This is a genomic window from Streptomyces sp. NPDC039423, from assembly GCF_055598725.1.
Map to the genome: position 1 here is coordinate 35,829 of NZ_JBVKAH010000016.1, position 26,249 is coordinate 62,077.

At 73.2% G+C, this 26,249-nt stretch carries 26 protein-coding genes; 10 read left to right on the plus strand and 16 right to left on the minus strand.

Annotated features, from left to right (window positions below; all coding sequences use genetic code 11):
• Window positions 1-52: 52 nt before the first annotated feature.
• The 6 genes from ACZ7LK_RS31500 to ACZ7LK_RS31525 all read right to left on the minus strand — a co-directional run bounded on the left by ACZ7LK_RS31500 (window position 53) and on the right by ACZ7LK_RS31525 (window position 5,845).
• On the minus strand, window positions 53-859 hold the full coding sequence (locus tag ACZ7LK_RS31500; RefSeq protein ID WP_471144586.1) for a type III pantothenate kinase: 807 nt from the start codon (window positions 857-859) through the stop codon (window positions 53-55).
• Entirely contained in the window at window positions 859-1,890 is a 1,032-nt protein-coding gene (gene nadC, locus ACZ7LK_RS31505) for a carboxylating nicotinate-nucleotide diphosphorylase (RefSeq protein WP_392275357.1), read from the minus strand. Before nadC ends, ACZ7LK_RS31500 begins: the two co-directional genes overlap by 1 nt.
• A gap of 2 nt (window positions 1,891-1,892) precedes the next feature.
• Complete coding sequence (locus tag ACZ7LK_RS31510; protein ID WP_392275358.1) at window positions 1,893-3,587, minus strand: L-aspartate oxidase; 1,695 nt, start codon at window positions 3,585-3,587, stop codon at window positions 1,893-1,895.
• Window positions 3,584-4,696, minus strand: a complete 1,113-nt coding sequence (gene panC, locus ACZ7LK_RS31515; protein ID WP_471144587.1) for a pantoate--beta-alanine ligase — start codon at window positions 4,694-4,696, stop codon at window positions 3,584-3,586. Before panC ends, ACZ7LK_RS31510 begins: the two co-directional genes overlap by 4 nt.
• On the minus strand, window positions 4,693-5,595 hold the full coding sequence (locus tag ACZ7LK_RS31520; RefSeq protein ID WP_392275360.1) for a Rossmann-like and DUF2520 domain-containing protein: 903 nt from the start codon (window positions 5,593-5,595) through the stop codon (window positions 4,693-4,695). Before ACZ7LK_RS31520 ends, panC begins: the two co-directional genes overlap by 4 nt.
• An 82-nt stretch (window positions 5,596-5,677) precedes the next feature.
• A complete protein-coding gene (locus ACZ7LK_RS31525; protein ID WP_392275361.1) occupies window positions 5,678-5,845 on the minus strand; it encodes a hypothetical protein in 168 nt (55 codons plus the stop codon).
• A 105-nt stretch (window positions 5,846-5,950) separates the two neighbouring features.
• On the opposite strand from ACZ7LK_RS31525, the gene ACZ7LK_RS31530 reads away from it, so the two are divergent.
• Window positions 5,951-7,057, plus strand: coding sequence for a DUF5937 family protein (locus ACZ7LK_RS31530; protein WP_392275690.1), 1,107 nt, complete (start codon window positions 5,951-5,953; stop codon window positions 7,055-7,057).
• A 69-nt stretch (window positions 7,058-7,126) separates the two neighbouring features.
• Here the strand turns inward: ACZ7LK_RS31530 and ACZ7LK_RS31535 are convergent, their stop codons facing one another.
• Together ACZ7LK_RS31535 and ACZ7LK_RS31540 are read right to left on the minus strand one after the other, a co-directional pair.
• Window positions 7,127-7,801 carry a response regulator gene (locus tag ACZ7LK_RS31535; protein WP_392275362.1) on the minus strand — a complete coding sequence of 225 codons (675 nt, stop codon included), beginning with the start codon at window positions 7,799-7,801 and terminating at the stop codon, window positions 7,127-7,129.
• 28 nt (window positions 7,802-7,829) lie between these two features.
• Window positions 7,830-9,032, minus strand: coding sequence for a sensor histidine kinase (locus tag ACZ7LK_RS31540; RefSeq protein WP_471144588.1), 1,203 nt, complete (start codon window positions 9,030-9,032; stop codon window positions 7,830-7,832).
• Window positions 9,033-9,119: 87 nt separating this feature from the next.
• Here ACZ7LK_RS31540 and ACZ7LK_RS31545 point away from each other — a divergent pair, with 87 nt between their 5' ends.
• Both ACZ7LK_RS31545 and ACZ7LK_RS31550 read left to right on the plus strand, forming a co-directional pair.
• Window positions 9,120-10,205 (plus strand): SAM-dependent methyltransferase, encoded by a 1,086-nt coding sequence (locus ACZ7LK_RS31545; protein ID WP_471144594.1) that lies wholly within the window; start codon window positions 9,120-9,122, stop codon window positions 10,203-10,205.
• On the plus strand, window positions 10,202-11,344 hold the full coding sequence (locus ACZ7LK_RS31550; RefSeq protein ID WP_392275364.1) for an NADH-quinone oxidoreductase subunit D: 1,143 nt from the start codon (window positions 10,202-10,204) through the stop codon (window positions 11,342-11,344). The genes ACZ7LK_RS31545 and ACZ7LK_RS31550 overlap by 4 nt, the downstream gene beginning before the upstream one ends.
• 12 nt (window positions 11,345-11,356) lie before the next feature.
• Here ACZ7LK_RS31550 and ACZ7LK_RS31555 read toward each other — a convergent pair whose 3' ends face one another.
• From ACZ7LK_RS31555 to ACZ7LK_RS31570, 4 genes are all read right to left on the minus strand, one after another.
• Window positions 11,357-12,370 (minus strand): hypothetical protein, encoded by a 1,014-nt coding sequence (locus tag ACZ7LK_RS31555; protein ID WP_392275365.1) that lies wholly within the window; start codon window positions 12,368-12,370, stop codon window positions 11,357-11,359.
• Between the two features lie 108 nt (window positions 12,371-12,478).
• Window positions 12,479-13,453 (minus strand): ABC transporter substrate-binding protein, encoded by a 975-nt coding sequence (locus ACZ7LK_RS31560; RefSeq protein ID WP_392275366.1) that lies wholly within the window; start codon window positions 13,451-13,453, stop codon window positions 12,479-12,481.
• A gap of 49 nt (window positions 13,454-13,502) precedes the next feature.
• Window positions 13,503-14,180 carry an ABC transporter permease gene (locus ACZ7LK_RS31565; protein ID WP_392275367.1) on the minus strand — a complete coding sequence of 226 codons (678 nt, stop codon included), beginning with the start codon at window positions 14,178-14,180 and terminating at the stop codon, window positions 13,503-13,505.
• A 3-nt stretch (window positions 14,181-14,183) separates the two neighbouring features.
• Window positions 14,184-14,894 (minus strand): ABC transporter permease, encoded by a 711-nt coding sequence (locus ACZ7LK_RS31570; RefSeq protein WP_392275368.1) that lies wholly within the window; start codon window positions 14,892-14,894, stop codon window positions 14,184-14,186.
• Window positions 14,895-15,053: 159 nt separating this feature from the next.
• On the opposite strand from ACZ7LK_RS31570, the gene ACZ7LK_RS31575 reads away from it, so the two are divergent.
• Window positions 15,054-16,193 carry an ABC transporter ATP-binding protein gene (locus ACZ7LK_RS31575; RefSeq protein WP_392275369.1) on the plus strand — a complete coding sequence of 380 codons (1,140 nt, stop codon included), beginning with the start codon at window positions 15,054-15,056 and terminating at the stop codon, window positions 16,191-16,193.
• Here ACZ7LK_RS31575 and ACZ7LK_RS31580 read toward each other — a convergent pair whose 3' ends face one another.
• Window positions 16,194-17,309, minus strand: a complete 1,116-nt coding sequence (locus tag ACZ7LK_RS31580; protein ID WP_471144589.1) for an alpha/beta hydrolase — start codon at window positions 17,307-17,309, stop codon at window positions 16,194-16,196.
• A gap of 148 nt (window positions 17,310-17,457) precedes the next feature.
• On the opposite strand from ACZ7LK_RS31580, the gene ACZ7LK_RS31585 reads away from it, so the two are divergent.
• The 6 genes from ACZ7LK_RS31585 (at window position 17,458) to ACZ7LK_RS31610 (ending at window position 22,272) form a co-directional block, all read left to right on the plus strand.
• Window positions 17,458-19,296, plus strand: coding sequence for a phosphatidylglycerol lysyltransferase domain-containing protein (locus ACZ7LK_RS31585; protein WP_471144590.1), 1,839 nt, complete (start codon window positions 17,458-17,460; stop codon window positions 19,294-19,296).
• Between the two features lie 37 nt (window positions 19,297-19,333).
• Entirely contained in the window at window positions 19,334-20,194 is an 861-nt protein-coding gene (folP, locus tag ACZ7LK_RS31590; protein ID WP_469462131.1) for a dihydropteroate synthase, read from the plus strand.
• Window positions 20,195-20,214: 20 nt separating this feature from the next.
• On the plus strand, window positions 20,215-20,655 hold the full coding sequence (locus ACZ7LK_RS31595) for a nuclear transport factor 2 family protein (protein WP_392275692.1): 441 nt from the start codon (window positions 20,215-20,217) through the stop codon (window positions 20,653-20,655).
• 132 nt (window positions 20,656-20,787) lie between these two features.
• Complete coding sequence (folB, locus tag ACZ7LK_RS31600) at window positions 20,788-21,147, plus strand: dihydroneopterin aldolase (protein WP_156693033.1); 360 nt, start codon at window positions 20,788-20,790, stop codon at window positions 21,145-21,147.
• Window positions 21,144-21,743 carry a 2-amino-4-hydroxy-6-hydroxymethyldihydropteridine diphosphokinase gene (folK, locus tag ACZ7LK_RS31605; protein ID WP_392275373.1) on the plus strand — a complete coding sequence of 200 codons (600 nt, stop codon included), beginning with the start codon at window positions 21,144-21,146 and terminating at the stop codon, window positions 21,741-21,743. The genes folB and folK overlap by 4 nt, the downstream gene beginning before the upstream one ends.
• Window positions 21,744-21,792: 49 nt before the next feature.
• Complete coding sequence (locus tag ACZ7LK_RS31610) at window positions 21,793-22,272, plus strand: DUF3180 domain-containing protein (RefSeq protein ID WP_392275374.1); 480 nt, start codon at window positions 21,793-21,795, stop codon at window positions 22,270-22,272.
• A 12-nt stretch (window positions 22,273-22,284) separates the two neighbouring features.
• Here ACZ7LK_RS31610 and ACZ7LK_RS31615 read toward each other — a convergent pair whose 3' ends face one another.
• The 3 genes from ACZ7LK_RS31615 to ftsH all read right to left on the minus strand — a co-directional run bounded on the left by ACZ7LK_RS31615 (window position 22,285) and on the right by ftsH (window position 26,232).
• Window positions 22,285-23,280 carry an aldo/keto reductase gene (locus ACZ7LK_RS31615; RefSeq protein WP_392275375.1) on the minus strand — a complete coding sequence of 332 codons (996 nt, stop codon included), beginning with the start codon at window positions 23,278-23,280 and terminating at the stop codon, window positions 22,285-22,287.
• Between the two features lie 172 nt (window positions 23,281-23,452).
• Window positions 23,453-24,058, minus strand: coding sequence for a GTP cyclohydrolase I FolE (gene folE, locus ACZ7LK_RS31620; RefSeq protein ID WP_471144591.1), 606 nt, complete (start codon window positions 24,056-24,058; stop codon window positions 23,453-23,455).
• Between the two features lie 134 nt (window positions 24,059-24,192).
• Window positions 24,193-26,232: an ATP-dependent zinc metalloprotease FtsH gene (gene ftsH / locus ACZ7LK_RS31625; protein WP_392275377.1), complete on the minus strand. Its 2,040-nt coding sequence runs from the start codon at window positions 26,230-26,232 to the stop codon at window positions 24,193-24,195.
• Between the last annotated feature and the right edge of the window lie 17 nt (window positions 26,233-26,249).

Below are 26,249 nucleotides of genomic sequence, written 5' to 3' on the forward strand. Positions count from 1 at the left end.
GCTCGGCCCCCGGCCGGGCGCCGGGGCGGGCCGCCCGGACCCGCCCGGAAAGCTACATACGGGAGATGTTGCGCTCGTAGACCAGGCGCAGGCCGATCAGCGTCAGCCACGGCTCGTGCTCGTCGATCTCCGCCGCCTCGCCGAGCACCATCGGCGCCAGCCCGCCCGTGGCGATGACCGTCACGTCCGACGGGTCGCTGTCACGGCCGGCCAGCTCGCGCTTCATACGGCTGACGATCCCGTCCACCTGGCCCGCGAAGCCGTACACGATGCCCGCCTGCATGGCCTCGACCGTGTTCTTGCCGATCACACTGCGCGGGCGGGCCAGCTCGATCTTGCGGAGCTGGGCGCCCCGGACACCGAGCGCCTCGACGGAGATCTCGATGCCGGGGGCGATCACCCCGCCGATGTACTCGCCGCGCGCGCTGATCGGGTCGAAGGTCGTCGCCGTACCGAAGTCGACGACGATCGCCGGGCCGCCGTACAGCTCGCTCGCCGCGACCGCGTTGACGATGCGGTCGGCGCCGACCTCCTTGGGGTTGTCCGTCAGGATCGGCACGCCGGTCTTGATGCCGGGCTCCACGAGCACGGCCGGGACGTCGCCGTAGTACCGCCGCGTCACCTCGCGCAGCTCGTGCAGTACGGACGGGACCGTCGAGCAGATGGCGATGCCCTCGATGCCGTCGCCCAGCTCTTCGCCGAGCAGCGGGTGCATGCCCATCAGGCCCTGGAGCAGCACGGCGAGCTCGTCGGCGGTGCGGCGCGGGTCGGTGGAGATGCGCCAGTGCTCGACGATCTCCGTACCGTCGAACAGGCCCAGGACCGTGTGGGTGTTGCCCGCGTCGATCGTGAGCAGCATCAGCCCTGGTCCGCCTCTCGGAGGTCGAGGCCGATGTCGAGGATCGGGGAGGAGTGGGTGAGGGCGCCCACGGCGAGGTAGTCGACGCCGGTCGCGGCATACGCGGCGGCGTTGTCGAGGGTGAGGCGCCCGGAGGACTCCAGGACGGCGCGGCCCGCGACGAGCGTCACGGCCTCCTCCGTCTCGGCGGGCGAGAAGTTGTCCAGCAGGATCAGGTCGGCGCCCGCGTCGAGGACCTCGCGGACCTGGTGGAGGGTGTCGACCTCGACCTCGATCGGGACGTCGGGGAAGGCCGTGCGCACCGCCTTGAAGGCCTGGGCGACGCCGCCCGCGGCGATGACGTGGTTGTCCTTGACCAGGGCCGCGTCGGACAGCGACATGCGGTGGTTGACGCCGCCGCCGCAGCGGACCGCGTACTTCTCCAGGGCGCGCAGGCCCGGGGTGGTCTTGCGGGTGTCGCGGACCTTCGCCTTGTAGCCCTCCAGGGCGTCCGCCCACGCGCGCGTGGCGGTGGCGATGCCGGACAGGCGGCACATGATGTTGAGCGCGCTGCGCTCGCCGGTGAGCAGGTCGCGGGTGCGGGTCGTGACCGACAGCAGCTTCTGGCCGGCCTCGACCCGGTCGCCGTCCGCCACGTGCCGCTCGACGGCGAACTCCTCGGTGCACACGACCGAGAGGATCGCCTCGGCCACGTGGATGCCGGCGACGACGCCCGCCTCCCGGGCGGTGAAGTCACCGGTCGCGACGGCGTCGTCCGGGACGGTCGCGGCGGAGGTCACGTCGACGCCGCCGTCCAGGTCCTCCTCGATGGCGCGGTACGCCACGTCCTCGACGAGTACGGGGTCGAGGCCGGCGTTCACCAGGAGCGCGGCGAGCGCCGGGTCCAGCCCGCACTCGTACGCCTCCTCGTCGAAGTCGGCACCGCCGCAGCCGCAGCCGTCACCGCAGCCGCCGGCGGCCTGCTCGGCCGGGGCGCTGATGTTGATCAGGGGTACGTCCACGGGCTGCGGGCGTTCTTCGGGCGTGCTCACGGTTACGGCTCCCTGGGGGCGTCGGCGTCGGTCGGGGGGAAGTCTTGGGTGTCGGTGGGGCGGACGTCCAGGGTCCGGTCCGGGCCGAGGCGTACGACCAGGTGGCGGCGCCAGGCGGCGTCGTCGCGGTCGGGGCGGTCCTCGCGCCAGTGGCAGCCGCGGGTCTCCTCGCGGCGCCGGGCGGCGGCCACCAGCACGCGGGCCACGCACAGCAGGTTGGTGGTCTCCCAGGACTCGACGCCCGGCTCGGCGGCCTTGTGCCCGTCCGGGCCGTCGTTCAGCGCCTCGGCGTGCACGGCGTCCAGGGCCTCGGCGGCCCCCTCCAGGCTGGCGGCGGAGCGCAGCACCCCGGCGCCGGTGGTCATGACGTGCTGGATCCGGGCCCGGGCCGCGGGGTCGAGCAGCGGGAGGACGGTGGGCGCGGGGTGGGGGACGGGGTCGCCCGCCCGGGCCGGGGAGGCGACGATGTCGTCGGCGATGCGCTCGGCGAAGACAAGACCCTCCAGGAGGGAGTTCGACGCCAGCCGGTTGGCGCCGTGGACGCCGGTGCAGGCGACCTCGCCGCACGCGTAGAGGCCGGGCACCGTGGTGCGGCCGTGCAGGTCGGTGCGGACGCCGCCGGAGGCGTAGTGGGCCGCCGGGGCGACCGGGACCGGCTCGGTCACCGGGTCGATGCCGTGGGCGCGGCAGGCGGCGAGGATCGTCGGGAAGCGGGACGCCCACATCGCGGCGCCGAAGTGCCGGGCGTCCAGGTACATGTGGTGGGCGCCCTGCTCGCGCATGCGGCGCATGATGCCCTTGGCGACGATGTCGCGCGGGGCGAGCTCGGCCAGCTCGTGCTGCCCGACCATGAAGCGGACCCCGTCGGCGTCGACGAGGTGGGCGCCCTCGCCGCGTACCGCCTCCGAGACCAGCGGCTGCTGGCCCTCGGCGTCCGGGCCGAGGAAGAGCACGGTCGGGTGGAACTGGACGAACTCCAGGTCGCTCACCTCGGCGCCCGCCCGCAGCGCGAGGGCGACGCCGTCGCCGGTGGAGACGGCCGGGTTGGTGGTGGCGGAGAAGACCTGGCCCATGCCGCCGGTGGCGAGGACGACCGCGGGGGCGTGGACGGCGCCGACGCCGTCGTGCTGGCCTTCGCCCATGACGTGCAGCGTCACGCCCGCGGTGCGGCCGGCGGCGTCCGTGAGCAGGTCCAGGACGAGGGCGTTCTCGATGGTGCGGACACCCCGGTCGCGGACCGCGTCGACGAGCGCGCGGGAGATCTCCGCGCCGGTCGCGTCACCGCCCGCGTGCGCGATACGGCGCCGGTGGTGGCCGCCCTCGCGGGTGAGCTCGATGGTGCCGGCCTCGTCGGTGTCGAACCGGGCACCGGTGGCGATCAGCCGGCGTACGGCCTCGGGACCCTCGGTGACCAGGGCGCGCACGGCCCCCTCGTCGCACAGCCCCGCCCCCGCGACGAGCGTGTCGTCGAGGTGCTGCTCGGGGGTGTCGCCCTCGCCGAGGGCGGCCGCGATGCCGCCCTGCGCCCAGCGGGTGGAGCCGTCGTCCAGGCGGGCCTTGGTGACGACGACCGTGCGCAGTCCGGCGGCCGCGGTGCGCAGGGCGGCGGTCAGGCCCGCGACCCCGGAGCCGACCACGACGACGTCGGCGTCGATCGACCAGCCGGGGGCGGGGGCCTGGAGGCGTATGCCGGTCATGCGGGGGCTCCGAAGGTGAGGGGGAGGTTGTCGATCAGCCGGGTGGTGCCGACCTTGGCGGCGACGGCCAGGATCGCCTCGCCGGTGTGGTCGTCGGGTACGTCGGTGAAGTCGGCGGGGTCCACCAGCGCCAGGTAGTCCAGGCGCAGCGGCGGGTCGGCCTGCGCCGCCTCGTCGAGTACCGCGCGGGCCGCGGCCCGAACCGCGTGGGCGCCGCCGCCCGGAGCCGCCACGGCGACGGCGTGGGCGTCGGCGGCGGCGCGGGCCTCGCCGAGCCGGGACAGGGCCGCGGCGCGGCTCTCGGAGGCGGGCAGGGTCTCGGCGCGGGCCAGCAGGGCCGTCTGGGCGGCGAGCCGGTCACGGGCGGCGAACAGCGCGCCGGACAGGGCGAGGGCGGTGCGGCGCTCGGCGGACGAGAGGTACCGGTTGCGGCTGGACAGGGCCAGGCCGTCGGCCTCGCGGACGGTCGGGACGCCGACGATCTCGACCGGGAAGTTCAGGTCGCGGGCCATGCGGCGGATCAGGGCGAGCTGCTGGGCGTCCTTCTGCCCGAAGAACGCCACGTCGGGGCGGGTGAGGTGGAGCAGCTTGGCGACCACGGTGAGCATGCCGTCGAAGTGGCCGGGGCGGGAGGCCCCTTCGAGGCGCTCCCCCATGGGTCCGGCGGTGATCCTCACCTGAGGCTCGCCGCCGGGGTAGACCTCGTCGGCGGCCGGGGCGAACACGGCGTCCGCGCCGGCCCGCTCGGCGACCCCGAGGTCGGCCTCCAGGGTGCGGGGGTAGCGGTCGAGGTCCTCGCCCGCGCCGAACTGGAGCGGGTTGACGAACACGGTGACGACGACGAGGCCCTGCGGGCCGACGTGCCGACGGGCGGCCCGGACGAGCGTGGCGTGGCCCTCGTGGAGGGCGCCCATGGTCATCACGACGGCGGTGCGGCCCCGGGTCGCGGACCGCTCCAGGACGCGCTCCAGCTCGTCCCGGGTGGGCACGAGCACGAAGCCGGACCTCCCGGATGCGGGGCGGCCGGACGCGGGGGCCGCCGCTTCGTGGGCGGGGGCGGGGGCCGCCGGGGCGGGGGCGGGGCTCTTCGGTGCGCGGTCGGGGCTCATCGGCCGCTCTCTCCTTCCGCGAGGACACCCAGCAGGTCCTCCGCGAGCTCGGGCTTGAGGAGGCCGTGGGCCAGGGCGCGGTCCGCGGTCGTACGGGCCATCGCGAGGTACCCGGCGACGGTGCCGGGCGCGTGCTTGCGCAGTTCCGCCACGTGCGCGGCGACCGTGCCCGCGTCACCGCGCGCGACCGGGCCGGTGAGGGCGGCGTCGCCGGAGCGCAGGGCGTTGTCGAGGGCGGCGCCCAGGAGCGGGCCGAGCATCCGGTCGGGGGCGGCGACGCCCGCCTGCCGCAGCAGCTCCATCGACTGGGCCACCAGGGTGACGAGGTGGTTCGCGCCCAGGGCGAGGGCCGCGTGATAGAGCGGGCGGGCCGCCTCCTCGATCCACTCCGGCTCGCCGCCCATCTCGATGACCAGGGCCTCGGCCGCCAGGCGCAGCTCCTCGGGGGCGGTGACGCCGAAGGAGCAGCCGGCCAGCCGCTGGACGTCGACGGCCGTGCCGGTGAACGTCATGGCGGGGTGCAGGGCGAGCGGGAGGGCGCCGGCGCGGCGGGCCGGGTCGAGCACGGCCGTGCCGTACCGGCCGGAGGTGTGGACCAGCAGTTGCCCCGCGCGGACGGCACCGGTTTCGGCCAGGCCCTCGACCAGGCCGGGCAGCGCGTCGTCCGGCACGGTGAGCAGGACGAGGTCGGCGTGCTCCAGGACCTGGGCGGGCGGGACGAGCGGCACGCCGGGCAGCAGCTCGGCGGCGCGCCGCCGGGACGCGTCGGACACGCCGGAGACGGCGACGGGACGGTGCCCGGCCAGGCTCAGCGCGGCGGCGAGGGCGGGTCCCACCCGGCCCGCGCCGACGACGCCCACGGCGAGCCGGGCGGGTCGGGGTTGAGATGATGCGTTCACGCGTCGACGGCCTTCCGTTCCAGTCCGCGGGGGGTACCGGACGATTTCTCGTCATGCTACGCCAGCGTTACGCGGGGCTACCTCACTGTCCACAGCCTGTGGACCGCGCCCGGGGGCGGGCGCGCCGTAGGTACCGGTCGCGGGCGGCACGGAGGACGGCCAGGTCGTCCCGGCCCGGGGGCGGCGGGGGCGCCTCACCGCGCCGGGCGGCCCGGTAGGCGTCGATCATGTGCTGGTGCAGGGCGTTCATGTACGCCAGCCTCCGCCCGTCCGCCGCGCCGTGCCCCGTGGATTGACGAGCACCGTCAATCGGCGGGAGGTCCGCGGCCGGACCCCGCACCATGGGGGCGTGAGCGTGATCATCGACATCACGGGCCTGCCGCCCGAGCGCATCGTCTTCGAGCCGTCGCCCCTCGCCGAGCTGGGCGTGGCGCTGCACGCGCTGGCCGAACCGGGCCACCACCCGGGCCTGCACGGCTGGGCCACCGCCACGGCGGCCTCGCTCAAGCCGGACCTGGCCGACCGGCTGCACGAGGCGGACTTCCTCTGGACGACCACTTTCTCGGACGTCCTGATGCCGTACGCCGGCATCCGTGGCGGCGACGGCCGGGCGGGTGCGACGCTCGCCGACGAGCTGGACCTGCTGGACCGGCTGGACGAGGACCGGTTCGTCGCCGCCGCGCTGGAGTTCACCTGTTCCGCGCAGTACGCCACCGGCGGCCCGGTACGCCCCGAACGGGCGCTGGAGCTGGCCGCCAACCGGGGGCCCAAGCAGCTCGACTTCACCCGCCGCATGCTCGCCGACCCCGCCGGGGTGCGCGCCTGGCTGCGGAGGCTCTTCGAGGACTGCGACCGGGCGTTCTTCGCGGACACCTGGCGCCGGGTCGCGCCCGCCCTGGCCGCCGACGCCCGGCACAAGACGGAGCTGCTGCGCCACAAGGGCCTGCCCGAGACGCTGCGGGCGGTGTCGCCCGCGGTGACGCTGGGGGTCTCCGAGGACGGCTCGCAGCAGCGCATCGAGGTGGACAAGCTGGCGAACGGGCGGACCACCGCCGCCGACCCGGCCGTCGGGGCGGGCGTGTCGTTCGTGCCGTCCAGCTTCGGCTGGCCGCACCTGATGGTGCTGCACGCCCCGGGCTGGCGCCCCGTCGTCCACTACCCGGTGGGCGCGCCGGAACTGCCGAGCCCCGCCTCGGTGGAGCTGCTCCAGCTCCGCATGGACGCCCTGGCCCACCCCATGCGGATGCGCATGTGCCGGCAGCTTGCGCGCGCCGCGTACACGACGGGCGAGCTGGCGGACGCGTACGGCATCACCCCGCCGGAGGTCTCCCGCCACCTGGCCGTGCTGAAGAAGGCCGCCCTGGTCACCACCCGCCGCCGGGGCCGCTACGTGCTGCACCAGCTCGACGTGGCGGCGGTCGCCCGGATCGGCAGCGACTTCCTGGAAACCGTGCTGCGCTAGGGAATGTCCGGAACCGGACGGCCGGGGCGTCCGGGACCGGAGGCCGCCCCGCCCGGGGGCGTCCGTGGGTCAGCGGCCGCCGCCACCGGCCCGGACCAGGCCGGTCTCGTACGCCATGACCACCACCTGGACGCGGTCCCGCAGCGCCAGCTTGGTGAGGATGCGGCCCACATGGGTCTTCACCGTGGCCTCGGACAGGACGAGGCGGGCGGCGATCTCGCCGTTCGACAGGCCCTGGGCGACCAGCATCATCACCTCGCGCTCCCGCTCGGTCAGCCGCTCCAGGGTCTTGTCGCGCGGCTCGTTGCCGGTGGCCGGGAGCATCGGCGAGAAGCGGTCCAGCAGCCGCCGGGTCGTGGAGGGCGCCACGACCGCGTCGCCGCTGTGCACGGAGCGGATCGCGCTGAGCAGTTCGCCCGGCGGGACGTCCTTGAGCATGAAGCCGCTCGCGCCCGCCTTCAGCCCCGAGAAGGCGTATTCGTCGAGGTCGAAGGTGGTGAGGATGAGGACCTTGGGCGGCTCGGGCGCCGCGCAGATGCGCCGGGTCGCCTCCACCCCGTCCAGCCTCGGCATCCGTACGTCCATCAGGACCACGTCCACGGCGGTGGCGCGGAGGACCTCGATGGCCTCGGCGCCGTCGCCCGCCTCGGCGACGACCTCCATGTCCGGCTGGGCGGCGAGCACCATGCGGAAGCCGGTGCGCAGCAGCACCTGGTCGTCGACGAGCATCACGCGGATCGGCATGCGGTTCCTCACGTCCTTGTACGAGCGGTCAGTGGGCGGGCTTGAGGGGGAGCAGGGCGCTGATGCGGAAGCCGCCGCCCGGCCGCGGCCCGGCGTCCAGGGTGCCGCCGACCATACCGACCCGTTCGCGCATGCCGATCAGGCCGTGGCCCCGGCCGTCGGCGCCGCCGTCCTCGTACATCTCGTGCGCCGCGCCGCGTCCGTCGTCCTCGACGAGCAGGCCGAGTCCGTCGTCGAAGTAGACCAGCCGCACGCTCGCGCCGGCGTCCGGGCCGCCGTGCTTGCGGGTGTTGGTCAGCGCCTCCTGCACGATGCGGTACGCGGTGAGCTCGACGCCGCTGGGCAGCGGGCGCGGGGTGCCCTCGACCCTGAAGTCCACGGCCAGCCCGGCGGCGCGGACCTGTTCGACCAGGTCCTCGATCTGCTGGACGTCGGGCTGGGGGACGTAGTCCTCGGAGTCCTGCGGCTCGCCGGTGCGGAGGATGCCGAGCAGCCGGCGCATCTCGGCGAGGGCCTGACGGCCGGTGCCGGAGATCGTCTCCAGGGCCTGCCTGGCCAGGTCGGGGGAGGTGTCGAGGACGTAGGCGGCACCGTCGGCCTGGACGACCATGACGGAGACGTTGTGGGCGACGACGTCGTGCAGCTCGCGGGCGATCCGGGCGCGCTCGGCGGCGACGGCGACCTTGGCCTGGGCCTCGCGTTCCCGTTCCAGCCGGGAGGCACGCTCCTCGAGCTGGGCGAAGTAGGCGCGGCGGGTGCGCATGGAGTCCCCGAGCACCCAGGCGAGGACGAACGGCACGATGAGCACGACGGTGAAGAAGATCTTCCCGGCGGTGGAGACGTTGGCCTCCGGCCAGCGAAGCTGAGCCAGGGGCGCCGCGCACACGCCACCGGCGAGGGCGAGCCGGGACGCCCAGCGCGGTCCGTCGCCCTGGGCCGCGACCGTGTAGATGACGACGAGCATCGCGAAGTCGGCCGGGTTCACCCCGATGTCCAGGACGAGCTGGGCGACACCGAGCGCGGCGGTGAGCACCAGCACCTTCTCCGGCGCGCGGCGGCGCAGCGCCAGCGTCAGGCACAGCAGCAGGACGATCCCGGCGGCGACGCCACGCGGCTGGGCCCCGTCCGGGGCCTGGACCACCCACAGCGAGGAGAACCCCAGGAGCATCACAGCCCAGAAACTGTCGACGCCCGTGGGGTGTCTGCGGATGAAGTCGTAGAGGCGCTGCACGTGACCCAGCGTAGGGAAAGCGGATAGGTGCATGGGTCAACCGGAGGGCCGATCCAGGCGGCGGAGGCGTACTCCGCAAGGTGGAGACTGGTGCCCGTGAATGATGACACCTGTCCCCGCGGTCCCTGGCGCGGCTGGCGGGACGCCACGGAGGCGGCTCTGTACGGGCCCGGCGGCTTCTATCTGCGGCCCGAGGGACCGGCGGGGCACTTCCGTACGTCGGTGCACGCCTCGCCCCTGTTCGCCGGGGCGGTCGCCCGGCTGCTGGCCGGGGTGGCGGAGGGGCTGGGCACGGACGACGTCACGCTGGTCGACCTGGGCGCGGGCCGGGGCGAGCTGGTGGCGGGTGTGCTGGCCGCCGCGCCGCCGGGGCTCCGGGTACGGGCGTACGCCGTCGAGCGCGCGGCCCGGCCGGAGGGCCTGGACCCGCGGGTCGTCTGGACGGCCGAGCCGCCGTCCGGGGTGCGGGGGCTGCTGTTCGCCAACGAGTGGCTGGACAACGTCCCGGTGGACGTGGCGGAGCGGGACGGGTCGGGCACCGACCGGTACGTGGAGGTGGCGCCGGACGGCACCGAGCGGCTGGGCGCCCCGGTGGCGGGCGCGGACGCCGCGTGGCTGTCCCGCTGGTGGCCGCTGCGGGAACCGGGCGACCGCGCCGAGATCGGCCGGCCGCGCGACGAGGCGTGGGCCCGGGCGGTCGGCACCCTGGAGGCGGGCCTGGCGGTGGCGGTGGACTACGCGCACGCGGTGGGCGCCCGGCCCCCGTTCGGCACGCTGACCGGCTTCCGCGCGGGCCGCGAGGTGCCTCCGGTCCCGGACGGCACGTGCGACATCACGGCCCATGTGGCCCTGGACGCCTGCGCCGCGGCCGGCGTCGCGGCCGCCACGTCCGGGGCGGGCGGAAGCGGCGGTACGGCCGGGGGCGGGGGTACGGCCGGGGGCTCCGGGCCCTTCCCGTACCGCACCGAGCTGGTCGGCCAGGCCGAGGCGCTGCGGCGGCTCGGGGTGAACGGGAGGCGCCCGCCCCTCGACACGGCCCGGACGGACCCGGCCGGATACGTACGGGCGCTGGCACGGGCCGGGGAGGCCGCCGAGCTGACCGCGCGGGGCGGGCTCGGGGACTTCACCTGGCTGCTCCAGCGCGTGCCCGGGGAGGGATACTGTCCGGCATGACGGAGACCACGGTCGGCATCGGCGGTGCCGCGGAAAGCACCGACATGGTGCTGAACATCGGACCCCAGCACCCCTCCACGCACGGCGTGCTGCGCCTCCGCCTCGTCCTGGACGGCGAGGTGATCCGGCACGCCGAGCCGGTCGTCGGCTATATGCACCGCGGCGCGGAGAAGCTCTTCGAGGCGCGGGACTACCGCCAGATCATCATGCTGGCCAACCGCCACGACTGGCTGTCGGCGTTCTCCAACGAGCTCGGTGTGGTCATGGCCGTCGAGCGGATGCTGGGCATGGAGGTCCCCGAGCGGGCCGTATGGACCCGGACCCTGCTCGCCGAGCTGAACCGGGTGCTCAACCATCTGATGTTCCTCGGCTCGTACCCCCTCGAACTGGGCGGTATCACCCCGATCTTCCACGCCTTCCGGGAGCGGGAGGACCTCCAGCACGTGATGGAGGAGGTCTCCGGCGGGCGGATGCACTACATGTTCAACCGGGTCGGCGGCCTCAAGGAGGACCTGCCGGCCGGCTGGCTCGGCCGGGCCCGCGCGGCGGTGGCCGAGGTCCGCTCGCGCATGGACGTGTACGACCGGCTCGTGCTGGGCAACGAGATCTTCCGCGGCCGCACCCGCGGGGTCGGCGTGCTGTCGCCGGAGATCGTCCACGCGTACGGGGTCAGCGGCCCGATCGCGCGCGCCTCCGGCGTGGACTTCGACCTGCGCCGCGACGAGCCCTACCTGGCGTACGGGGAGCTCCAGGACGCCCTGGAGGTCGTCACCCGCACCGAGGGCGACTGCCTGGCCCGCTTCGAGTGCCTGCTGGGCCAGACCCACAACTCGCTGGACCTCGCGGACGCCTGCCTGGACCGGATCGCCGCCCTGCCGCCCGGCCCGATCAACCAGCGGCTGCCCAAGGTCCTCAAGGCGCCCGAGGGCCACACGTACGCCTGGACCGAGAACCCGCTCGGCCTGAACGGCTACTACCTGGTCTCCAAGGGCGACAAGACCCCGTACCGCCTCAAGCTCCGCTCGGCGTCCTACAACAACATCCAGGCGCTGGTCGAGCTGCTGCCCGGCACGCTGGTGGCCGACATGGTGGCGATCCTGGGGTCGTTCTTCTTCGTCGTCGGCGACATCGACAAGTAGCCGGCCGCCGGCCTACGACACCGCGTCGCGCCGCAGTTCCACCACGTCGAGCTGCTCGGTCTCGTCGTGCGCGGTCAGGTCGATGACCTTGCCGACCGCGCGGTCCTCCCGCCGCCGTACGGCGAGGGCCTCCTCGCCCACCACGTCCGCGAGGTCCTCGTGCTGCACGGACTCGATGGCCTGTCCGGACTCGATGGCGGCGGGGGCCTTCGCGCCCGTGCCGAAGAAGTCGAAACCGCCCTGGAGGCGCGACGCCGGGCGGCGCTGTTCGGTGCGCGGCACGACCGCGGCGGCCGGCGGGACCCGGCGCATCGCGGAGGCGTCGTGGACGGCAGGGGCGGCGGCCGACGGGCGGTCGTGCCGCCGCTCGGCGACCGCCGCGTGCTTCCCCTGCGGCTCGTCCGCCTCCCGGGCCCGTTCGGCCAGGTCGCGGCGGCGGGCCTCCTCGGTGGTGCGCCGGGCCTCCTGGGCGGCGGCGTTGCGCGTGAGGTTCTCCAGCGCCCTGGCGGCCTGGAGGTAGCCGGCCGGGGTGGGCGTGGACCCCGCGGCGGGCAGCGCCCGGGTGGGGGCGGCGGCTTCGAGGGCAAGCTGCCGGCGGCCCTCCAGGGCGCTGGCGCGCTCGGTCTCGGCGGTGGCGTACCGGCGCAGCAGTTCGGCGTGCTCGTTCCGCAGCGCGGCCAGTTCGACCCGCTTGGCACGGAGCCTGGCGTCGAGCTTGGCGCGCAGCTCGCGGGACTCCTCCAGGTCCGTCTCCAGTTCGGCGACGCGTTCCTCGGTGCGCCACTGGTCGCCGGCCCGGGCCCGGGTCAGTTCGGCGACACGGCGGCCGGCCGCGCGGTCCCAACTGCGCATCAGCACCGCGCCGGTGACCGCCGCGGCGGCCGCGGCGGCGGTCAGGACGCGCAGGACCAGCGGATCGGTGAGGAGCCAGGCGCCACCGGCGCACAGAACGGCCGCTCCGGCTACGGCGGAAGGGGGCAGAAGCCTGTGCAGGGGTGGGGAATGGCGGTGGCGTCCACGTGGCATGGCCTGAAATTTACCGTGCGTAGGCGCCGTATGGGGTGTCGGCCCGGCAATGTTTCGGCCCTGTGATGCGAATCGGCTTCGCACCGGGTCGGCACCCCGTGGCACCGCTTACTTCTTGATCAGTCCCTCGGCCTCCAGGTAAGCCTTCGCCACGTCCGCCGGCTTTGCCCGCTCGGCGTCGACCTTCCTGTTCAACTCCACCAGATCCGCCGTGGTGAGGGCTTTGGTGATCTTGTTCAGGGCGGCGGCTATCTCCGCCGAACCGGCGTCCTCCGCATTGACGACGGGCAGCACGTTGTCGGCGTTCTGGAGCTTCTTGTCGTCCTCCAGCAGCACCAGCCCGAAGGCGTCCAGCGTCGCGTCGGTCGTCGTGGTCAGGACGAGCTGGTCGGTGCCGTCCTTCACGGCCTGCTTGGCCTGGGGCGTGCCCACGCCCTTGGGGTCGATGCCCGCCACGTCGATGCCGTACGCCTTCTTCAGCCCGGGTGCGCAGAACGGCCGCACCTCGCACTCGTCACCGGCCGCGATCCTGACCTTCAGCCGGGAGGCACCGAGATCGGAAAGGGTCCTGAGCTTGTTCTTCGCGGCGAATTCCCGGGTGACGGCGAAGGCGTTCTGATCGACCGCCGCACCGGCCGGAAGCACCTTCAGGCCACGCGGTCCGGCGAGCTTCTCGAGAGCCGTCACGGTCGCGGTGACATCGCTGGAAGCGACCGGCTTCTCCTCGACCGCCTTCGGGCCGTTCACCTTCGCGTTCAGGAATTCCGCAAGCGTAGCCGCGTATTCCGGTACGACGTCGATGTCGCCCTTCTCCAGGGACGGTTCGTAGAGCTCGCGGTTCTCCACGGTCTTGATGGACGTGGAGTATCCGGCGTCCTTCAACACCTGCGCGTACAGCTCGGCCAGCACATTGGCCTCGGTGAAGCCGGCCGACCCGACGACCAGCGTCCCCTTGTCGCCGCCACCGGACGCGGTGTCCGCGCCGCCCCGCTCCTCCAGGCTCTGGCCGCCACCGCACGCGGCCAGCCCGCCGGTGAGCGCCACCACGCCCAGTACCGCTCCCGCCATCGAGATCCTGCTCATCACGCTCTCCGTCCGGTCCAGCCGTCTTGCCGTGTCGCTTCGCTTCGGTTCACCGGGCGCGCCGGGTCGCCCGCATCGGGTCGCACACCCGGCCCGCCAGCACCAGCAGGCCCTCGGCCAGCAGTGCGAGCGCGCCGACCACGAGTGCCCCGGCGACCACCTGCGCGGTGTCGTTGGTGTGGAAACCGGCGGTGATGATCCGGCCCAGCCCGCCACCGCCGGCCATCGCGGCGAGCGTGGCGGTGGCGATCACCTGCACGGTGGCCGTCCGGATACCCGTCATCACCATCGGGTACGCCAGCGGCAGTTCCACCCGCCGGAACACCTGGCCCCCGGACATCCCCATGCCGCGCGCCGCCTCGACCACCGCCCGGTCCACCCCGCGCATCCCCACGTACGCGTTGGTGAGCAGCGGCGGCACGGCGAACAGCACCAGCGCGATGATCGTCGGCAGGTCGCCGTGCCGGCCCAGCGGGGTGAGCGTCAGCAGCACCAGCACCGCCAGCGTGGGCACCGCGCGCCCGGCGTTGGACAGGTTCACCGCCAGGGCGCCGCCCCGGCCGAGGTGCCCGAGCCACAGCGCCACCGGCAGGGCGATCAGGCCGGAGACGACCAGGCAGACACCGCTGAACCACAGGTGTTCCGCCAGCCGGTTCAGCACCCCGCTCTCGCCCTGCCAGTGCGCCCCGGTCGTCAGCCAGGTCCAGGCGTCGGCCACCGCGCCCATCGCTCACCCCGCCTTGCGTACGCGCGCGCCCGCCCCGGGCGTGCGGGTCCAGGGCGTCAGCAGCCGCTGCAGCCCGAGCAGCAGCAGGTCGGCGGTCACCGCCAGGAGCACGCACAGCGCGGAGGCGGTCAGCACCTGCGCCTTGAAGAAGCTCTGCAGCCCCGTGGTGATCAGCGTGCCCAGGCCGCCGTAGTCGACCAGCGCGCCCACCGTCGTCAGGGCGACGGTCGACACCGTCGCCATCCGCACCCCCGCCATCACCGCGGGCAGCGCCAGCGGCAGTTCGACCTCCCAGAGCAGCCGGCCCCGTCCGTACCCCATCCCGCGCGCCGCCTCCCGGGCCTCCTCGGGCACCGCGGCGAGGCCCGCCAGCACGTTCCGCACGAGGATGGTCAGCGAGTAGAGCACGAGGCCGGTGACCACCAGCGCGGCCGACAGGCCGAAGAACGGCAGCAGCAGCGAGAACATCGCCAGCGAGGGGACCGCGTACAGCACGGTGGTCAGCCCGAGCACGGGCCCGGCCCACCGCGGCCGGGCGCGCACCAGCAGCGCCAGCGGGAACGCGACGGCCAGCCCGATCAGCACCGAGACGACCGTGATCCACACGTGCTCGATGGTGGCGTCGGTCAGCTCCTGGGCGCGGGAGCGCACGTACTCACCGCAGATCCAGTCGTTGGCCGCCAGGCATCCGGCAGCGCTCGTCGCGGCACTCACGCCCCACCTCCCGCCCCACGTCCGCCCGACCCGGTGTTCGATCCGACAACGACCCTAACCCCCTCCACCGACAATCACCGATCGTCACCACAGCCCGGCAACAAGGACTTCACATGCCGCGCGGCCGCGAGGAACCGGCCACCGGCCACAATGGGGCGCATGATCCGATTCGAACGCGTCACCAAGCGGTACGCGGACGGCACGACCGCCGTCGACGACCTGTCGTTCGAGGTGGCCGAGGGCGAACTGGTCACGCTCGTCGGGCCGTCCGGCTGCGGCAAGACCACGACCATGAAGATGGTCAACCGGCTCGTCGAACCCACCGAGGGCCGGATATTCGTCGACGGCCAGGACATCGCCGGAGTCGATCCCGTCCGGTTGCGCCGCCGGATCGGCTACGTCATCCAGCAGGTCGGCCTCTTCCCCCACAAGACGGTCCTGGAGAACACCGCGACCGTCCCCCATCTGCTCGGCGTCAAACGCGCCACGGCCCGCGCCCGGGCCGCCGAACTCCTCGCCCTCGTCGGCCTCGACCCCTCCGTCCACGGCGAGCGCTACCCCCACCAGCTCTCCGGCGGGCAGCGCCAGCGCGTCGGGGTCGCGCGCGCCCTGGCCGCCGATCCGCCCGTCCTGCTGATGGACGAGCCGTTCGGCGCGGTCGACCCGGTCGTACGGGAGCACCTCCAGAACGAGTTCCTCAAGCTCCAGTCGGAGGTGCGCAAAACGGTCCTGTTCGTCACCCACGACATCGAGGAGGCCGTCCGGCTGGGGGACCGCATCGCCGTCTACGGGCAGGGCAGGATCGAGCAGTTCGACGCCCCCGCGACCGTGCTGGGCGCCCCCGCGACCCCGTACGTGGCCGACTTCGTCGGCGCGGACCGGGGCCTGAAGCGGCTGTCGGTCACGCCCATCGAGACGGGCGACCTCGAACAGCCGCCCGTCGTCCACCTCGACGACGCGCTGCCCCGCGACCTCGGGGCGCGCTGGGCGGTCGTCCTGGACGGCGACGACGCCCTGCACGGCTGGATCTCGGCGGAGAGTGCCGCCGGCAGCGGTTCGGTGCGCGACCACGCCCGGCGCATGGACGCCCGGCTTCCCGTCGGGGCGTCGCTCAAGCAGGCCTTCGCGACGATGCTCCAGCACGACGCGGGCTGGATCGCCGTCACCGACCCCGAGGGGCAGGGACGTTTCCTCGGTGTGCTGACCCCGGCCCGGCTGCACGAGGCGCTGCGCCGCTCGATCGACGCGGACGCCCAGGACGTGGCCCGCACGGAGGTCGACGTCCGGACCGTCGGCTGATCAGGCGGCGCTGAGCCGGCCGCTCAGCCACACCAGCGCGGGCGGGATCTCCCGGTTCCAGGTGTTGAAGTTGTGCCCGCCGCTGTCCAGGGTGATCGACGAGACGCGGGCGGGCGCCTTCACCTTCTTCACGAAGGCGCGGGTGGCCCGGAGGTTGCCCTCGCCCTGGCGCGAGGTGGTCACCAGGAACGACGACCGTCCCTGCGGCAGGTGGTCCAGGCTCCACAGCAGGTCGGCGCGGTCGCGCAGGCGCTGGTCCCCGCGGAAGAGGTCGCCGGTGGTCATGTCCTCGGCGGCCCGGTAGTACGCGGACAGGCCGGCGCCGGCCGCGTACCGCTCGGGGTGGTGCAGGGCGATCTTCAGGGCGCAGTAGCCGCCGGTCGAGTTGCCGATGAACCCCCAGTTGCGGGGCGCGGTCCCCACCCGGTAGGCCCTGGAGACCGCCTGGGGCAGGTCCTCGGCGAAGAAGGTCTCCGTCCGCGGGCCGCCCGGGACGTCGACGCACTCCGTGTCGCGCGGCGGGGCCACGGTGGGCCGCAGCATCACCAGGACCATCGGCTGCATCTTCCCGTCCCTGGCCTGCTCGAAGGCGGTACGCGGGTACTTCAGCCCCTTCAGCAGGTTCTCGGCGGTGCCCGGGTAGCCGGTCAGGACGACGGCGGCGGGGAAGGTCTTGCGTGCGTACGCCGGCTGGAAGTACTGCGGCGGCAGGTAGACGTACGCCGGGCTGTCGATCCCCGACCGCCGCCCCGTGACGACGACCTTCTGGATCTGTCCGCCCACCTCCGGGCTCCCTCCCCCGGGCACGCCTTCCGGCTTCTGCTTGCCGACGACCCTGATGTCCTTGGCGCCCGCCGAGTGGTCGACGACCACGCCCATCTCCTGCTGCCGGCCGAAGAGGTCGGCCCAGGAGCCGTAGAAGAGGAAGTAGTTGTTCGCGGCGAGGCCGACGGAGACGAACAGCGCCACCTGGGTCGCCAGCAGCAGGCCGATCCTGCCGAGGACCGCCCGGGGGCCGGCGCCCGCCAGCCGGGGCCACAGCCGGACGGTGAGGGCGAACAGCACCACGGCCAGCAGCACGGCCAGCGCCAGGACTTTGTTGCTGGTGAGACCCATGAGTCGTTCAAGCCTTCTTCGTCGAAGTTTTCCGGGGCGGGAATGAACCAGCCTCCCGTGCGGGCCGTCCTAGAGAGCGCACATCGTCCGGGCCGGACCATTTCCGGCCGATGGGACACAACGAATCTCTGCGGAGCCTTGGGAAGCGATGTCTGTCACGGTAGATGGGGATAAGTCGGAATCGGTTCCGAGCCGGATACGCCGTGTCCTGCGCGGGCCACGGGCCGAGAAGGTGCCCACCCTGGTCGGCACGGCATGCACGTTCATCGGTCTGATCGACATCGCCGCGGGCGTCTTCCCGCGGTTCCGCACCAGCCGGATGCACGCCATCGCCGAGGTGCTGCCCGGCACCCTGGGCCCGCTCTCCGCGGCCCTCTCCATGGGCGTCGGCGTCCTGCTGCTGCTGCTCGCCCACGGGCTCAAGCGCCACAAGCGCCGCGCCTGGCGGGCCGCCGTGGTCCTCCTGCCGGTCGGGGCGGCCGCGCAGTTCGTCTACCGGCACTCCGTGATCGGGGCGCTGTTCTCGCTGCTGCTCCTGGTGCCGCTGGTGCGCCACCACGGGGAGTTCGCGGCGCTGCCCGACCCGCGCAGCCGCTGGAAGGCGCTGGCCAACTTCGTCCTGATGGGCGCCGGATCCATCGCGCTCGGCCTGGTCATCGTCAGCGCCCACCCCGGGAAGGTCATCGGCAGCCCCAGCCTGAGCGACCGCCTGGAGCACGTGCTGTACGGCCTGTTCGGCATGGAGGGCCCCGTCGGCTACCGCGGCGGCGTCGACTGGACCGTCGGCTACTCCCTCGGCGCCCTCGGCCTGCTGACCGCCATCACCACCATCTACCTGGCCTTCCGCCCCGAGCACCCGGTCGCCCGGCTCACCGAGGACGACGAGACCCGGCTGCGCGCCCTGCTCGAGCGGCACGGCGGCCGCGACTCGCTCGGCCACTTCGCGCTCCGCCGCGACAAGGGCGTCGTCTTCTCCCCCAGCGGCAAGGCCGCCGTCTGCTACCGCGTCGTCTCCGGCGTCATGCTCGCCAGCGGCGACCCCATCGGCGACGTCGAGGCCTGGCCCGGCGCCATCGAGCGGTTCATGGACGAGGCCAAGGCCCACTCCTGGACCCCCGCCGTCATGGGCTGCTCCGAGACCGGCGGCGAGGTCTGGACCCGGGAGACCGGTCTGGACGCGCTGGAGCTGGGCGACGAGGCGGTGGTGGACGTCGCGGATTTCTCCCTGACCGGGCGCGCCATGCGGAACGTGCGCCAGATGGTCAAGCGCATCGAGCGCAATGGCTACGAGACCCGGGTACGGCGCGCCCGTGACCTGTCGGACGGCGAACTGGAGCGCATCCGGCGGGCCGCGGCCGACTGGCGCGGCACCGACACCGAGCGGGGCTTCTCCATGGCCCTGGGCCGGATCGGTGACCCGGCCGACGGCGACGCCGTGATCGCCACCGCCCACAAGGCCGACGACGGCTCCGGCACCTCCCCCTACGGCGACCTCAAGGCGATCATCCACTTCGTGCCCTGGGGCACGGACGGCATGTCGCTGGAGCTGATGCGCCGCGACCGCTCCGCCGACCCGGGCATGAACGAGCTGCTGATCGTGGCCGCCCTCCAGGCCTCGCCCAAGCTGGGCATCGAGCGGGTCTCGCTGAACTTCGCGATGTTCCGCTCCGCCCTGGCCCGCGGCGAGAAGCTCGGCGCCGGACCGGTGCTGCGGATCTGGCGCGGCCTGCTGGTGTTCCTCTCGCGCTGGTTCCAGATCGAGTCGCTGTACAAGTTCAACGCCAAGTTCCAGCCGCGCTGGGAGCCCCGCTTCGTGGTCTACCGCAACGCCCGCGACCTGCCGCGCATCGGCTTCGCCGCGATGCAGGCGGAGGGCTTCGTCAGCCTGGCCCCGCCCCGGCCGTTCCGCCGCCGCTCGGCCGCCACGGCCCGCCCGTGCGCGCACCTCACCACGGCCCGCGCCGAGCACGAGGTCCGCGCCGCCTGACCCGCGAGACTTCGCGGACACGACCTAGGCTGGTCGCATGAGTACCTTGCGCGGACGGGGCACGGCCCGGGGCCTGCCCACGTTCGACCGCTGCGCGGTCATGGGGGTCGTCAATGTGACGCCCGACTCCTTCTCCGACGGCGGCCGCTGGTTCGACACCACGGCCGCCATCAAGCACGGCCTCGACCTGGTCGCCCAGGGCGCGGATCTGGTGGACGTCGGCGGCGAGTCGACCCGCCCGGGCGCCACCCGGGTGGACGAGGACGAGGAGCTGCGCCGGGTCGTCCCCGTCGTACGCGGCCTGTCGGCCGAAGGGGTCGCCGTCTCGGTCGACACCATGCGCGCCTCGGTCGCCCGCCGGGCCGTCGAGGCCGGCGCGATCCTGGTCAACGACGTCAGCGGCGGCCTCGCCGACCCCGCCATGGTCCCCACCGTCGCCGCCGCCGAGGTGCCGTTCGTCGTGATGCACTGGCGCGGCTTCAGCAAGGACATGAACAGCCTGGCCGTGTACGACGACGTCGTCACCGAGGTCGTCACCGAGCTGCGCACCCGCATGGAGGCCGTCGTCGAGGGCGGTGTCGACCCGGAGCGGATCGTCGTCGACCCGGGCCTCGGCTTCGCCAAGGCGGCCCCGCACGACCTGGCCCTGGTGGCGCACCTGGCCGACCTGCGGGCGCTGGGCCGCCCGCTGCTCGTCGCCGCCTCCCGCAAACGGTTCCTGGGCCACGTCCTGGCCGGCGAAGGGGCCGCCCCGCCACCCGCCAGGGAACGGGACGCAGCCACCGCCGCCGTCTCGGCGATCGCCGCGCACGAGGGCGCCTGGGCCGTACGGGTCCACGACGTGCGCGCCACGGCGGACGCGGTACGGGTGGCCCGCGCCGTCGAGGGAGCCCGGTGAGCGACGCGGCACGCACCGACATGGAGGCGGTCGAGCTCGCCAACACCGCCTTCTACGAGGCGCTCGAACGGGGCGACTTCGAAGAGGTCTCCGAGCTCTGGCTGGACGACGCGCACGGTGAGATCTCGTGCGTCCACCCCGGCTGGCCGGTGCTCTCCGGGCGCGGCGAGGTCCTCCGCTCGTACGCCCTGATCATGGCCAACACCGACTACATCCAGTTCTTCCTCACCGACGTGAAGGTCGCCATGGCCGGCGACACGGCCCTGGTGACCTGTACGGAGAACATCCTCAGCGGTGGCCCCGCCGAGGACGGCGCCGACCTCGGCCCGCTGGTCGGGCAGCTCGTCGTCGCCACCAATGTGTTCCGCCGCACACCCGACGGCTGGCGGATCTGGGCGCACCACGGCTCCCCCGTTCTGGCCGAAACCGGCGAGGAGGACGCCGACGACAACCCCTCCTGAGTGGGTAGGCGAGCCCTTGAGGAGCCCGTGGTCGGGGCGTGTCCGTGCGCGCGGGTAGATTCGACTGGTGGCACCGCGCCGTCCGCACCCGGCCGCGTGCCCGCCAGACCAACGACAGCAGGAGTGATTCGCGTGGATCGTGTCGCGCTGCGCGGCCTCAAGGCCCGCGGGCACCATGGCGTCTTCCCCCGGGAGCGCGAGGAGGGCCAGACCTTCATCGTGGACCTGGTGCTCGGCCTCGACACCCGCCCGGCGGCGGCCGACGACGACCTGGCGAAGACCGTGCACTACGGCGTGGTGGCGGAGGAGGTCGTGGACGTCGTCCAGGGCGAGCCGGTCGACCTGATCGAGACGCTCGCCGAGCGCATCGCCCAGCAGTGCCTGAAGCACGCCGGCGTCCAGGAGGTGGAGGTGGTGGTCCACAAGCCGGACGCCCCGATCACCGTGCCCTTCGACGACGTGACCATCACCATCACCCGGAGCCGCGCATGAACAAGACGCACAGCGACCCGACGGTACAGCCGGTGCCCGCCGCCGTGACGGAGCAGGTCGACGCCGCCGACATCACCCTGTCCAACCCCAAACGGGCCGTGATCTCCATCGGCGCCAACCTGGGCAACCGCCTGGAGACGCTCCAGGGCGCCATCGACGCCCTGGAGGACACCCCGGGGGTCCGGGTCAAGGCCGTCTCCCCGGTGTACGAGACGGAGCCGTGGGGCGTCGACCCCGGCTCCCAGCCGTCGTACTACAACGCGGTCGTCCTGCTGAAGACGACGCTGCCGCCCGCGTCCCTGCTGGAGCGGGCCCACGCCGTGGAGGAGGCGTTCGCCCGGGTCCGCGACGAGCGCTGGGGACCGCGCACGCTCGACGTCGACATCGTGGCGTACGCGGACGTCGTCTCCGACGACCCCGTCCTCACCCTGCCGCACCCCCGCGCCCACGAGCGGGCCTTCGTCCTGGCCCCGTGGCACGACGTGGAGCCCGAGGCACAGCTACCGGGCGCCGGCGCGGTCGCCGAGCTGCTGAGCGGTGTCGGCCGGGAGGGCGTCCTTGCCCGGACCGACCTGGAACTGCGCCTGCCCGAGTAGCGTTGAGTGATCGGCAAGCACGGCACGGCGACGAGATGAAGGGCGCCCGGTGAACCAACTGCGGCTCAAGGTACTGGCCGGACTGTTCGTCGTCGCCGGCATCCTCTCCTGGGGCGGCGCGCGGCTGTGGGAGTCGTTCGGCACCCTGCCGAGCGTCCCCCTGGCCGCGCCGATCGTCCTCGCGGTCATCGCGGTCGTCCTGACCGCGACGGCGCTCTCGCTGCGCTCCCGGCTGCGCGCCCAGCGCGAGCGCCGCCCCGACGCCAAGGGCGTGGAGCCGATGATGGCCGCCCGCGCGGTCGTCTTCGGCCAGGCGAGCGCCCTGGTCGCGGCCCTGGTGAGCGGGATGTACGGCGGCACGGGCGTCTTCCTGCTCGGCTCGCTCGACATCCCCGCCCGCCGCGACCAGGCGATCTACGCCGGCTTCTCGGTGCTGGCCGGCATCGGGGTGATCGCCGCGGCGATCTTTCTGGAGCGCGTCTGCAAACTCCCCGAGGACGACGACGAGACCCCCACCCGGGCTGCCTGACCGCCCGGGGCCCTAGAGCAGCGTGCCGCCCGCGACCTCGGTGCCGGCCAGGACGGCCGCCAGCCGGTCACGGACGTCCGGGGTCAGCCGTACGTGGGCGGCCGCCAGGTTCTCCCGGATGTGCGCCGGGGTACGGCTGCCCGGGATCGGGACGACGTGCTCGTCCTGGTCCAGCAGCCAGGCCAGGGCGAGCTGCGCCGGGGTGATGCCCAGCTCCTCGGCGATCCCCCGGACGGGGGCGAAGCGGTCCTTGTTGGCCTGGTGGTTCGCGGCGTCGAACCGGGGCATGTGCTGCCGGAAGTCGCCGTCCTCCACCTTGTCGACCTTGCCGGTCAGGAACCCGGCGCCCAGCGGCGACCAGGCGACGATGCCGACGCCCAGCTCGCGTGCCGTGGCCAGCAGCTCCTCGTCCGCGTGCCGCCACATCGACCACTCGGTCTGCACGGCCGCCACCGGGTGCACGGCGTGCGCGGCGCGGAGCTGGGCGGCGGTGACGTTGGAGAGCCCCAGGTGCAGGACGAGGCCCGCCGCGATCAGCTCGGCCACCGCGCCCACGGTGTCCTCCAGCGGCACCTGCGGGTCCGGGAAGTGCGGGTAGTACAGGTCGATGCGGTCGGTGCCCAGCTCACGCAGGCTGGCCTCGGCGTACCCGCGCACATGCTTGGGGTCGGCGTTGACGGCCAGCTCCCCGAAGGCGTACCCGACCGGGAAGGGGTGCGGTTCGACGCCCTCCGGCAGCCGGAAGCCGAACTTGGTGGCGATGGCCACCTCGTCCCGCCGGCCGCGCAGCGCCTGGCCGACCAGCCATTCGTTGTGGCCGTCGGCGCCGTACCCGTCGGAGGTGTCGATGAGCGTCGCCCCGGCGTCCACCGCGGCGAGCAGCGCCCGCTCGGCGCGGTCGTCGTCGATCTCCCCGTAGACCCCGGGCGAGAGCACCATCGCGCCGAAGCCGAGGGCGGACACGTCGAGGCCGCCGAGTCGGCGGGTGGGCAGGGCATTGTCGCTCATGCGCGCGTCTCCATCCGTGAATGTCCCGGAGACGTCAGGACTTCCTGACGTACGCGCACGAGTCTTCCGGCCGTCCGCCCCGCCCGTCCAATGCCTTGGCCGATAACCGTTCGGTCATGGCCGAGGGGTGGCCGGAGGGCGACGGGGGGCCGGCGGAGGGGCCGTCCGGGGGTCAGCGCGCCATGATGAGGCTCATGGCCTCGGCCCGGGTGGCGATGTCCCGGAGCTGCCCGCGCACCGCCGAGGTGATGGTCTTGGCCCCCGGCTTGCGGATGCCGCGCATCGACATGCACATGTGCTCGCACTCGATGACCACGATCACGCCGCGTGGCTCCAGGATCTGCATCAGCGAGTCCGCGACCTGTGTGGTCAGGCGCTCCTGCACCTGGGGCCGGCGGGCGTACACGTCGACGAGCCGGGCCAGCTTCGACAGCCCGGTGATCTTGCCCTCGGTCGAGGGGATGTACCCGACGTGGGCCACGCCCCGGAACGGGACCAGATGGTGCTCGCAGCAGGACGTGACCTCGATGTCCTTCACCAGGACCATCTCGTCGTGGCCCAGGTCGAACGTCGTCGTCAGGACGTCCTCGGGCTGCTGCCAGAGGCCGGCGAATATCTCCTTGTACGCCCGCGCCACCCGCGCCGGCGTCTCGCGCAGCCCCTCGCGGTCCGGGTCCTCACCGACCGCGAGGAGGAGTTCGCGCACGGCGTTCTCCGCTCGCTTCTTGTCGAACTCGCCGATCGTGCCGTCGACGTCCAACGTCACCGGGTCGGTCATCTGTGCCTCGTTCCGTGGTGCCTGTGTGCGCGCGGGACCGCACACGCGAAAGCCGCGCCCCCCAGGCTAGAACCTGGGGGGCGCGGCATTCATTCCGGGGCCGGAGCCCGCCGGGGGGTGCCCGGCCGGCCGGATCAGCTCTCGGGACGCTCCTCGGGGACCGCGTCCGCCGGCGGGACCGACGGGCTGGTCTTGGTGACGTCCGTCGGGGTGACGCCGTTGGTGCCCGCGGCACCGTTGGTCAGCGCCAGCTCCTTCGGGGAGAGGACCGGCGGCCGCGTCGAGGGCGTGCGCCGGGCGGAGCCGGTCCACGCCGGGCGGGCCGGGCGCTTGACGATCGTGGCGAAGATCTCGGCGATCTCCTCCTTGTTGAGCGTCTCCTTCTCCAGCAGCCGGAGGACCAGGTTGTCGAGGACGTCACGGTTCTCGACGAGGATCTCCCAGGCCTCGTTGTGCGCGGTCTCGATGAGCTTCTTGACCTCTTCGTCGACGAGCGCGGCGACCTCTTCCGAGTAGTCGCGCTGGTGCGCCATCTCCCGGCCCAGGAAGGGCTCGGTGTTGTCGCCGCCGAACTTGATCGCGCCGAGCCGCTCGGTCATGCCGTACTGCGTGACCATGGCCCGCGCGGTCGCGGTCGCCTTCTCGATGTCGTTGGCCGCGCCCGTGGTCGGGTCGTGGAAGACCAGCTCCTCGGCCGCGCGCCCGCCCAGCATGTAGGCGAGCTGGTCGAGCATCTCGTTGCGGGTGGTGGAGTACTTGTCCTCGTCGGGCAGGACCATGGTGTAGCCCAGGGCCCGGCCGCGGGACAGGATGGTGATCTTGTGGACCGGGTCGGAGTTCGGCGAGGCCGCCGCGACCAGGGCGTGACCGCCCTCGTGGTACGCGGTGATCTTCTTCTCCTTGTCCGACATGATCCGGGTCCGCTTCTGCGGGCCCGCGACCACACGGTCGATCGCCTCGTCCAGCATGTGGTTGTCGATGAGCTTCTTGTCGCTGCGCGCGGTGAGCAGCGCGGCCTCGTTCAGCACATTCGACAGGTCGGCGCCGGTGAAGCCCGGCGTACGACGCGCCACGGCGGACAGGTCGACGTCCGGGGCGACCGGCTTGCCCTTCTGGTGGACCTTGAGGATCTCCAGACGGCCCTGCATGTCCGGGCGGTCGACGGCGATCTGCCGGTCGAAACGGCCCGGGCGCAGCAGCGCCGGGTCGAGGATGTCCGGCCGGTTGGTGGCGGCGATCAGGATGACGCCACCCTTCACGTCGAAGCCGTCCATCTCGACGAGGAGCTGGTTGAGGGTCTGCTCGCGCTCGTCGTGACCGCCGCCGAGGCCCGCGCCGCGGTGCCGGCCGACGGCGTCGATCTCGTCGACGAAGACGATCGCCGGGGCGTTCGCCTTGGCCTGCTCGAAGAGGTCACGGACCCGGGAGGCACCGACACCGACGAACATCTCGACGAAGTCCGAGCCGGAGATCGAGTAGAACGGGACGCCCGCCTCGCCGGCGACGGCGCGCGCGAGCAGGGTCTTGCCCGTTCCGGGCGGGCCGTACAGCAGCACACCCTTGGGGATCTTGGCGCCGACGGCCTGGAACTTCGCCGGCTCCTGGAGGAACTCCTTGATCTCCTGGAGCTCCTCGACGGCCTCGTCGGACCCCGCCACGTCGGCGAAGGTCGTCTTCGGGGTGTCCTTGGTGATCAGCTTGGCCTTGGACTTCCCGAAGTTCATGACCCGGGAGCCGCCGCCCTGCATCTGATTCATCAGGAACAGGAAGACCACGACGATCAGTACGAAGGGGAGCAGCGAGAGCAGCACCGAGACGATGGCGCTCTGCTTGGTCGGCGAGACGGTGTAGCCCTTGTCGATGTCGCCGGCTTCGTACTTCTTCTGGAGCGTGGCGGCGAGATCGGAGCCCTGCGTGCCGATGTAGCTCGCCTGGATCTTGTCGCTGCCCTTGACCTTCTGGCCGTCCTTGAGGTCGACCTTGATCATCTGTTCGTCGCCGGTGGTCAGCTTGACCTGGTCGACCTGGTTCTTGTCGATCGCCTGGACGACCTCGCCGGTGTCCACCGTCTTGTAGCCACCGGACGAGCCGACGACCTGCATCAACACGACCACGGCGAGGACGGCCAGCACGATCCACATGACCGGCCCACGGAAGTATCGCTTCACGTCCATCCATACGGAGCGATGAC

Bases quoted from the DNA above. Each gene is read 5' to 3' on its own strand.
- ACZ7LK_RS31500 (WP_471144586.1), bottom strand. From the start codon at position 859: ATGCTGCTCACGATCGACGCGGGCAACACCCACACGGTCCTGGGCCTG.
- ACZ7LK_RS31510 (WP_392275358.1), bottom strand. From the start codon at position 3,587: ATGACCGGCATACGCCTCCAGGCCCCCGCCCCCGGCTGGTCGATCGAC.
- panC (WP_471144587.1), bottom strand. From the start codon at position 4,696: ATGAGCCCCGACCGCGCACCGAAGAGCCCCGCCCCCGCCCCGGCGGCC.
- ACZ7LK_RS31525 (WP_392275361.1), bottom strand. From the start codon at position 5,845: ATGAACGCCCTGCACCAGCACATGATCGACGCCTACCGGGCCGCCCGG.
- ACZ7LK_RS31535 (WP_392275362.1), bottom strand. From the start codon at position 7,801: ATGCCGATCCGCGTGATGCTCGTCGACGACCAGGTGCTGCTGCGCACC.
- ACZ7LK_RS31550 (WP_392275364.1), top strand. From the start codon at position 10,202: ATGACGGAGACCACGGTCGGCATCGGCGGTGCCGCGGAAAGCACCGAC.
- ACZ7LK_RS31555 (WP_392275365.1), bottom strand. From the start codon at position 12,370: ATGCCACGTGGACGCCACCGCCATTCCCCACCCCTGCACAGGCTTCTG.
- ACZ7LK_RS31560 (WP_392275366.1), bottom strand. From the start codon at position 13,453: ATGAGCAGGATCTCGATGGCGGGAGCGGTACTGGGCGTGGTGGCGCTC.
- ACZ7LK_RS31565 (WP_392275367.1), bottom strand. From the start codon at position 14,180: ATGGGCGCGGTGGCCGACGCCTGGACCTGGCTGACGACCGGGGCGCAC.
- ACZ7LK_RS31575 (WP_392275369.1), top strand. From the start codon at position 15,054: ATGATCCGATTCGAACGCGTCACCAAGCGGTACGCGGACGGCACGACC.
- ACZ7LK_RS31580 (WP_471144589.1), bottom strand. From the start codon at position 17,309: ATGGGTCTCACCAGCAACAAAGTCCTGGCGCTGGCCGTGCTGCTGGCC.
- ACZ7LK_RS31585 (WP_471144590.1), top strand. From the start codon at position 17,458: ATGTCTGTCACGGTAGATGGGGATAAGTCGGAATCGGTTCCGAGCCGG.
- folP (WP_469462131.1), top strand. From the start codon at position 19,334: ATGAGTACCTTGCGCGGACGGGGCACGGCCCGGGGCCTGCCCACGTTC.
- ACZ7LK_RS31595 (WP_392275692.1), top strand. From the start codon at position 20,215: ATGGAGGCGGTCGAGCTCGCCAACACCGCCTTCTACGAGGCGCTCGAA.
- folK (WP_392275373.1), top strand. From the start codon at position 21,144: ATGAACAAGACGCACAGCGACCCGACGGTACAGCCGGTGCCCGCCGCC.
- ACZ7LK_RS31615 (WP_392275375.1), bottom strand. From the start codon at position 23,280: ATGAGCGACAATGCCCTGCCCACCCGCCGACTCGGCGGCCTCGACGTG.
- folE (WP_471144591.1), bottom strand. From the start codon at position 24,058: ATGACCGACCCGGTGACGTTGGACGTCGACGGCACGATCGGCGAGTTC.
- ftsH (WP_392275377.1), bottom strand. From the start codon at position 26,232: ATGGACGTGAAGCGATACTTCCGTGGGCCGGTCATGTGGATCGTGCTG.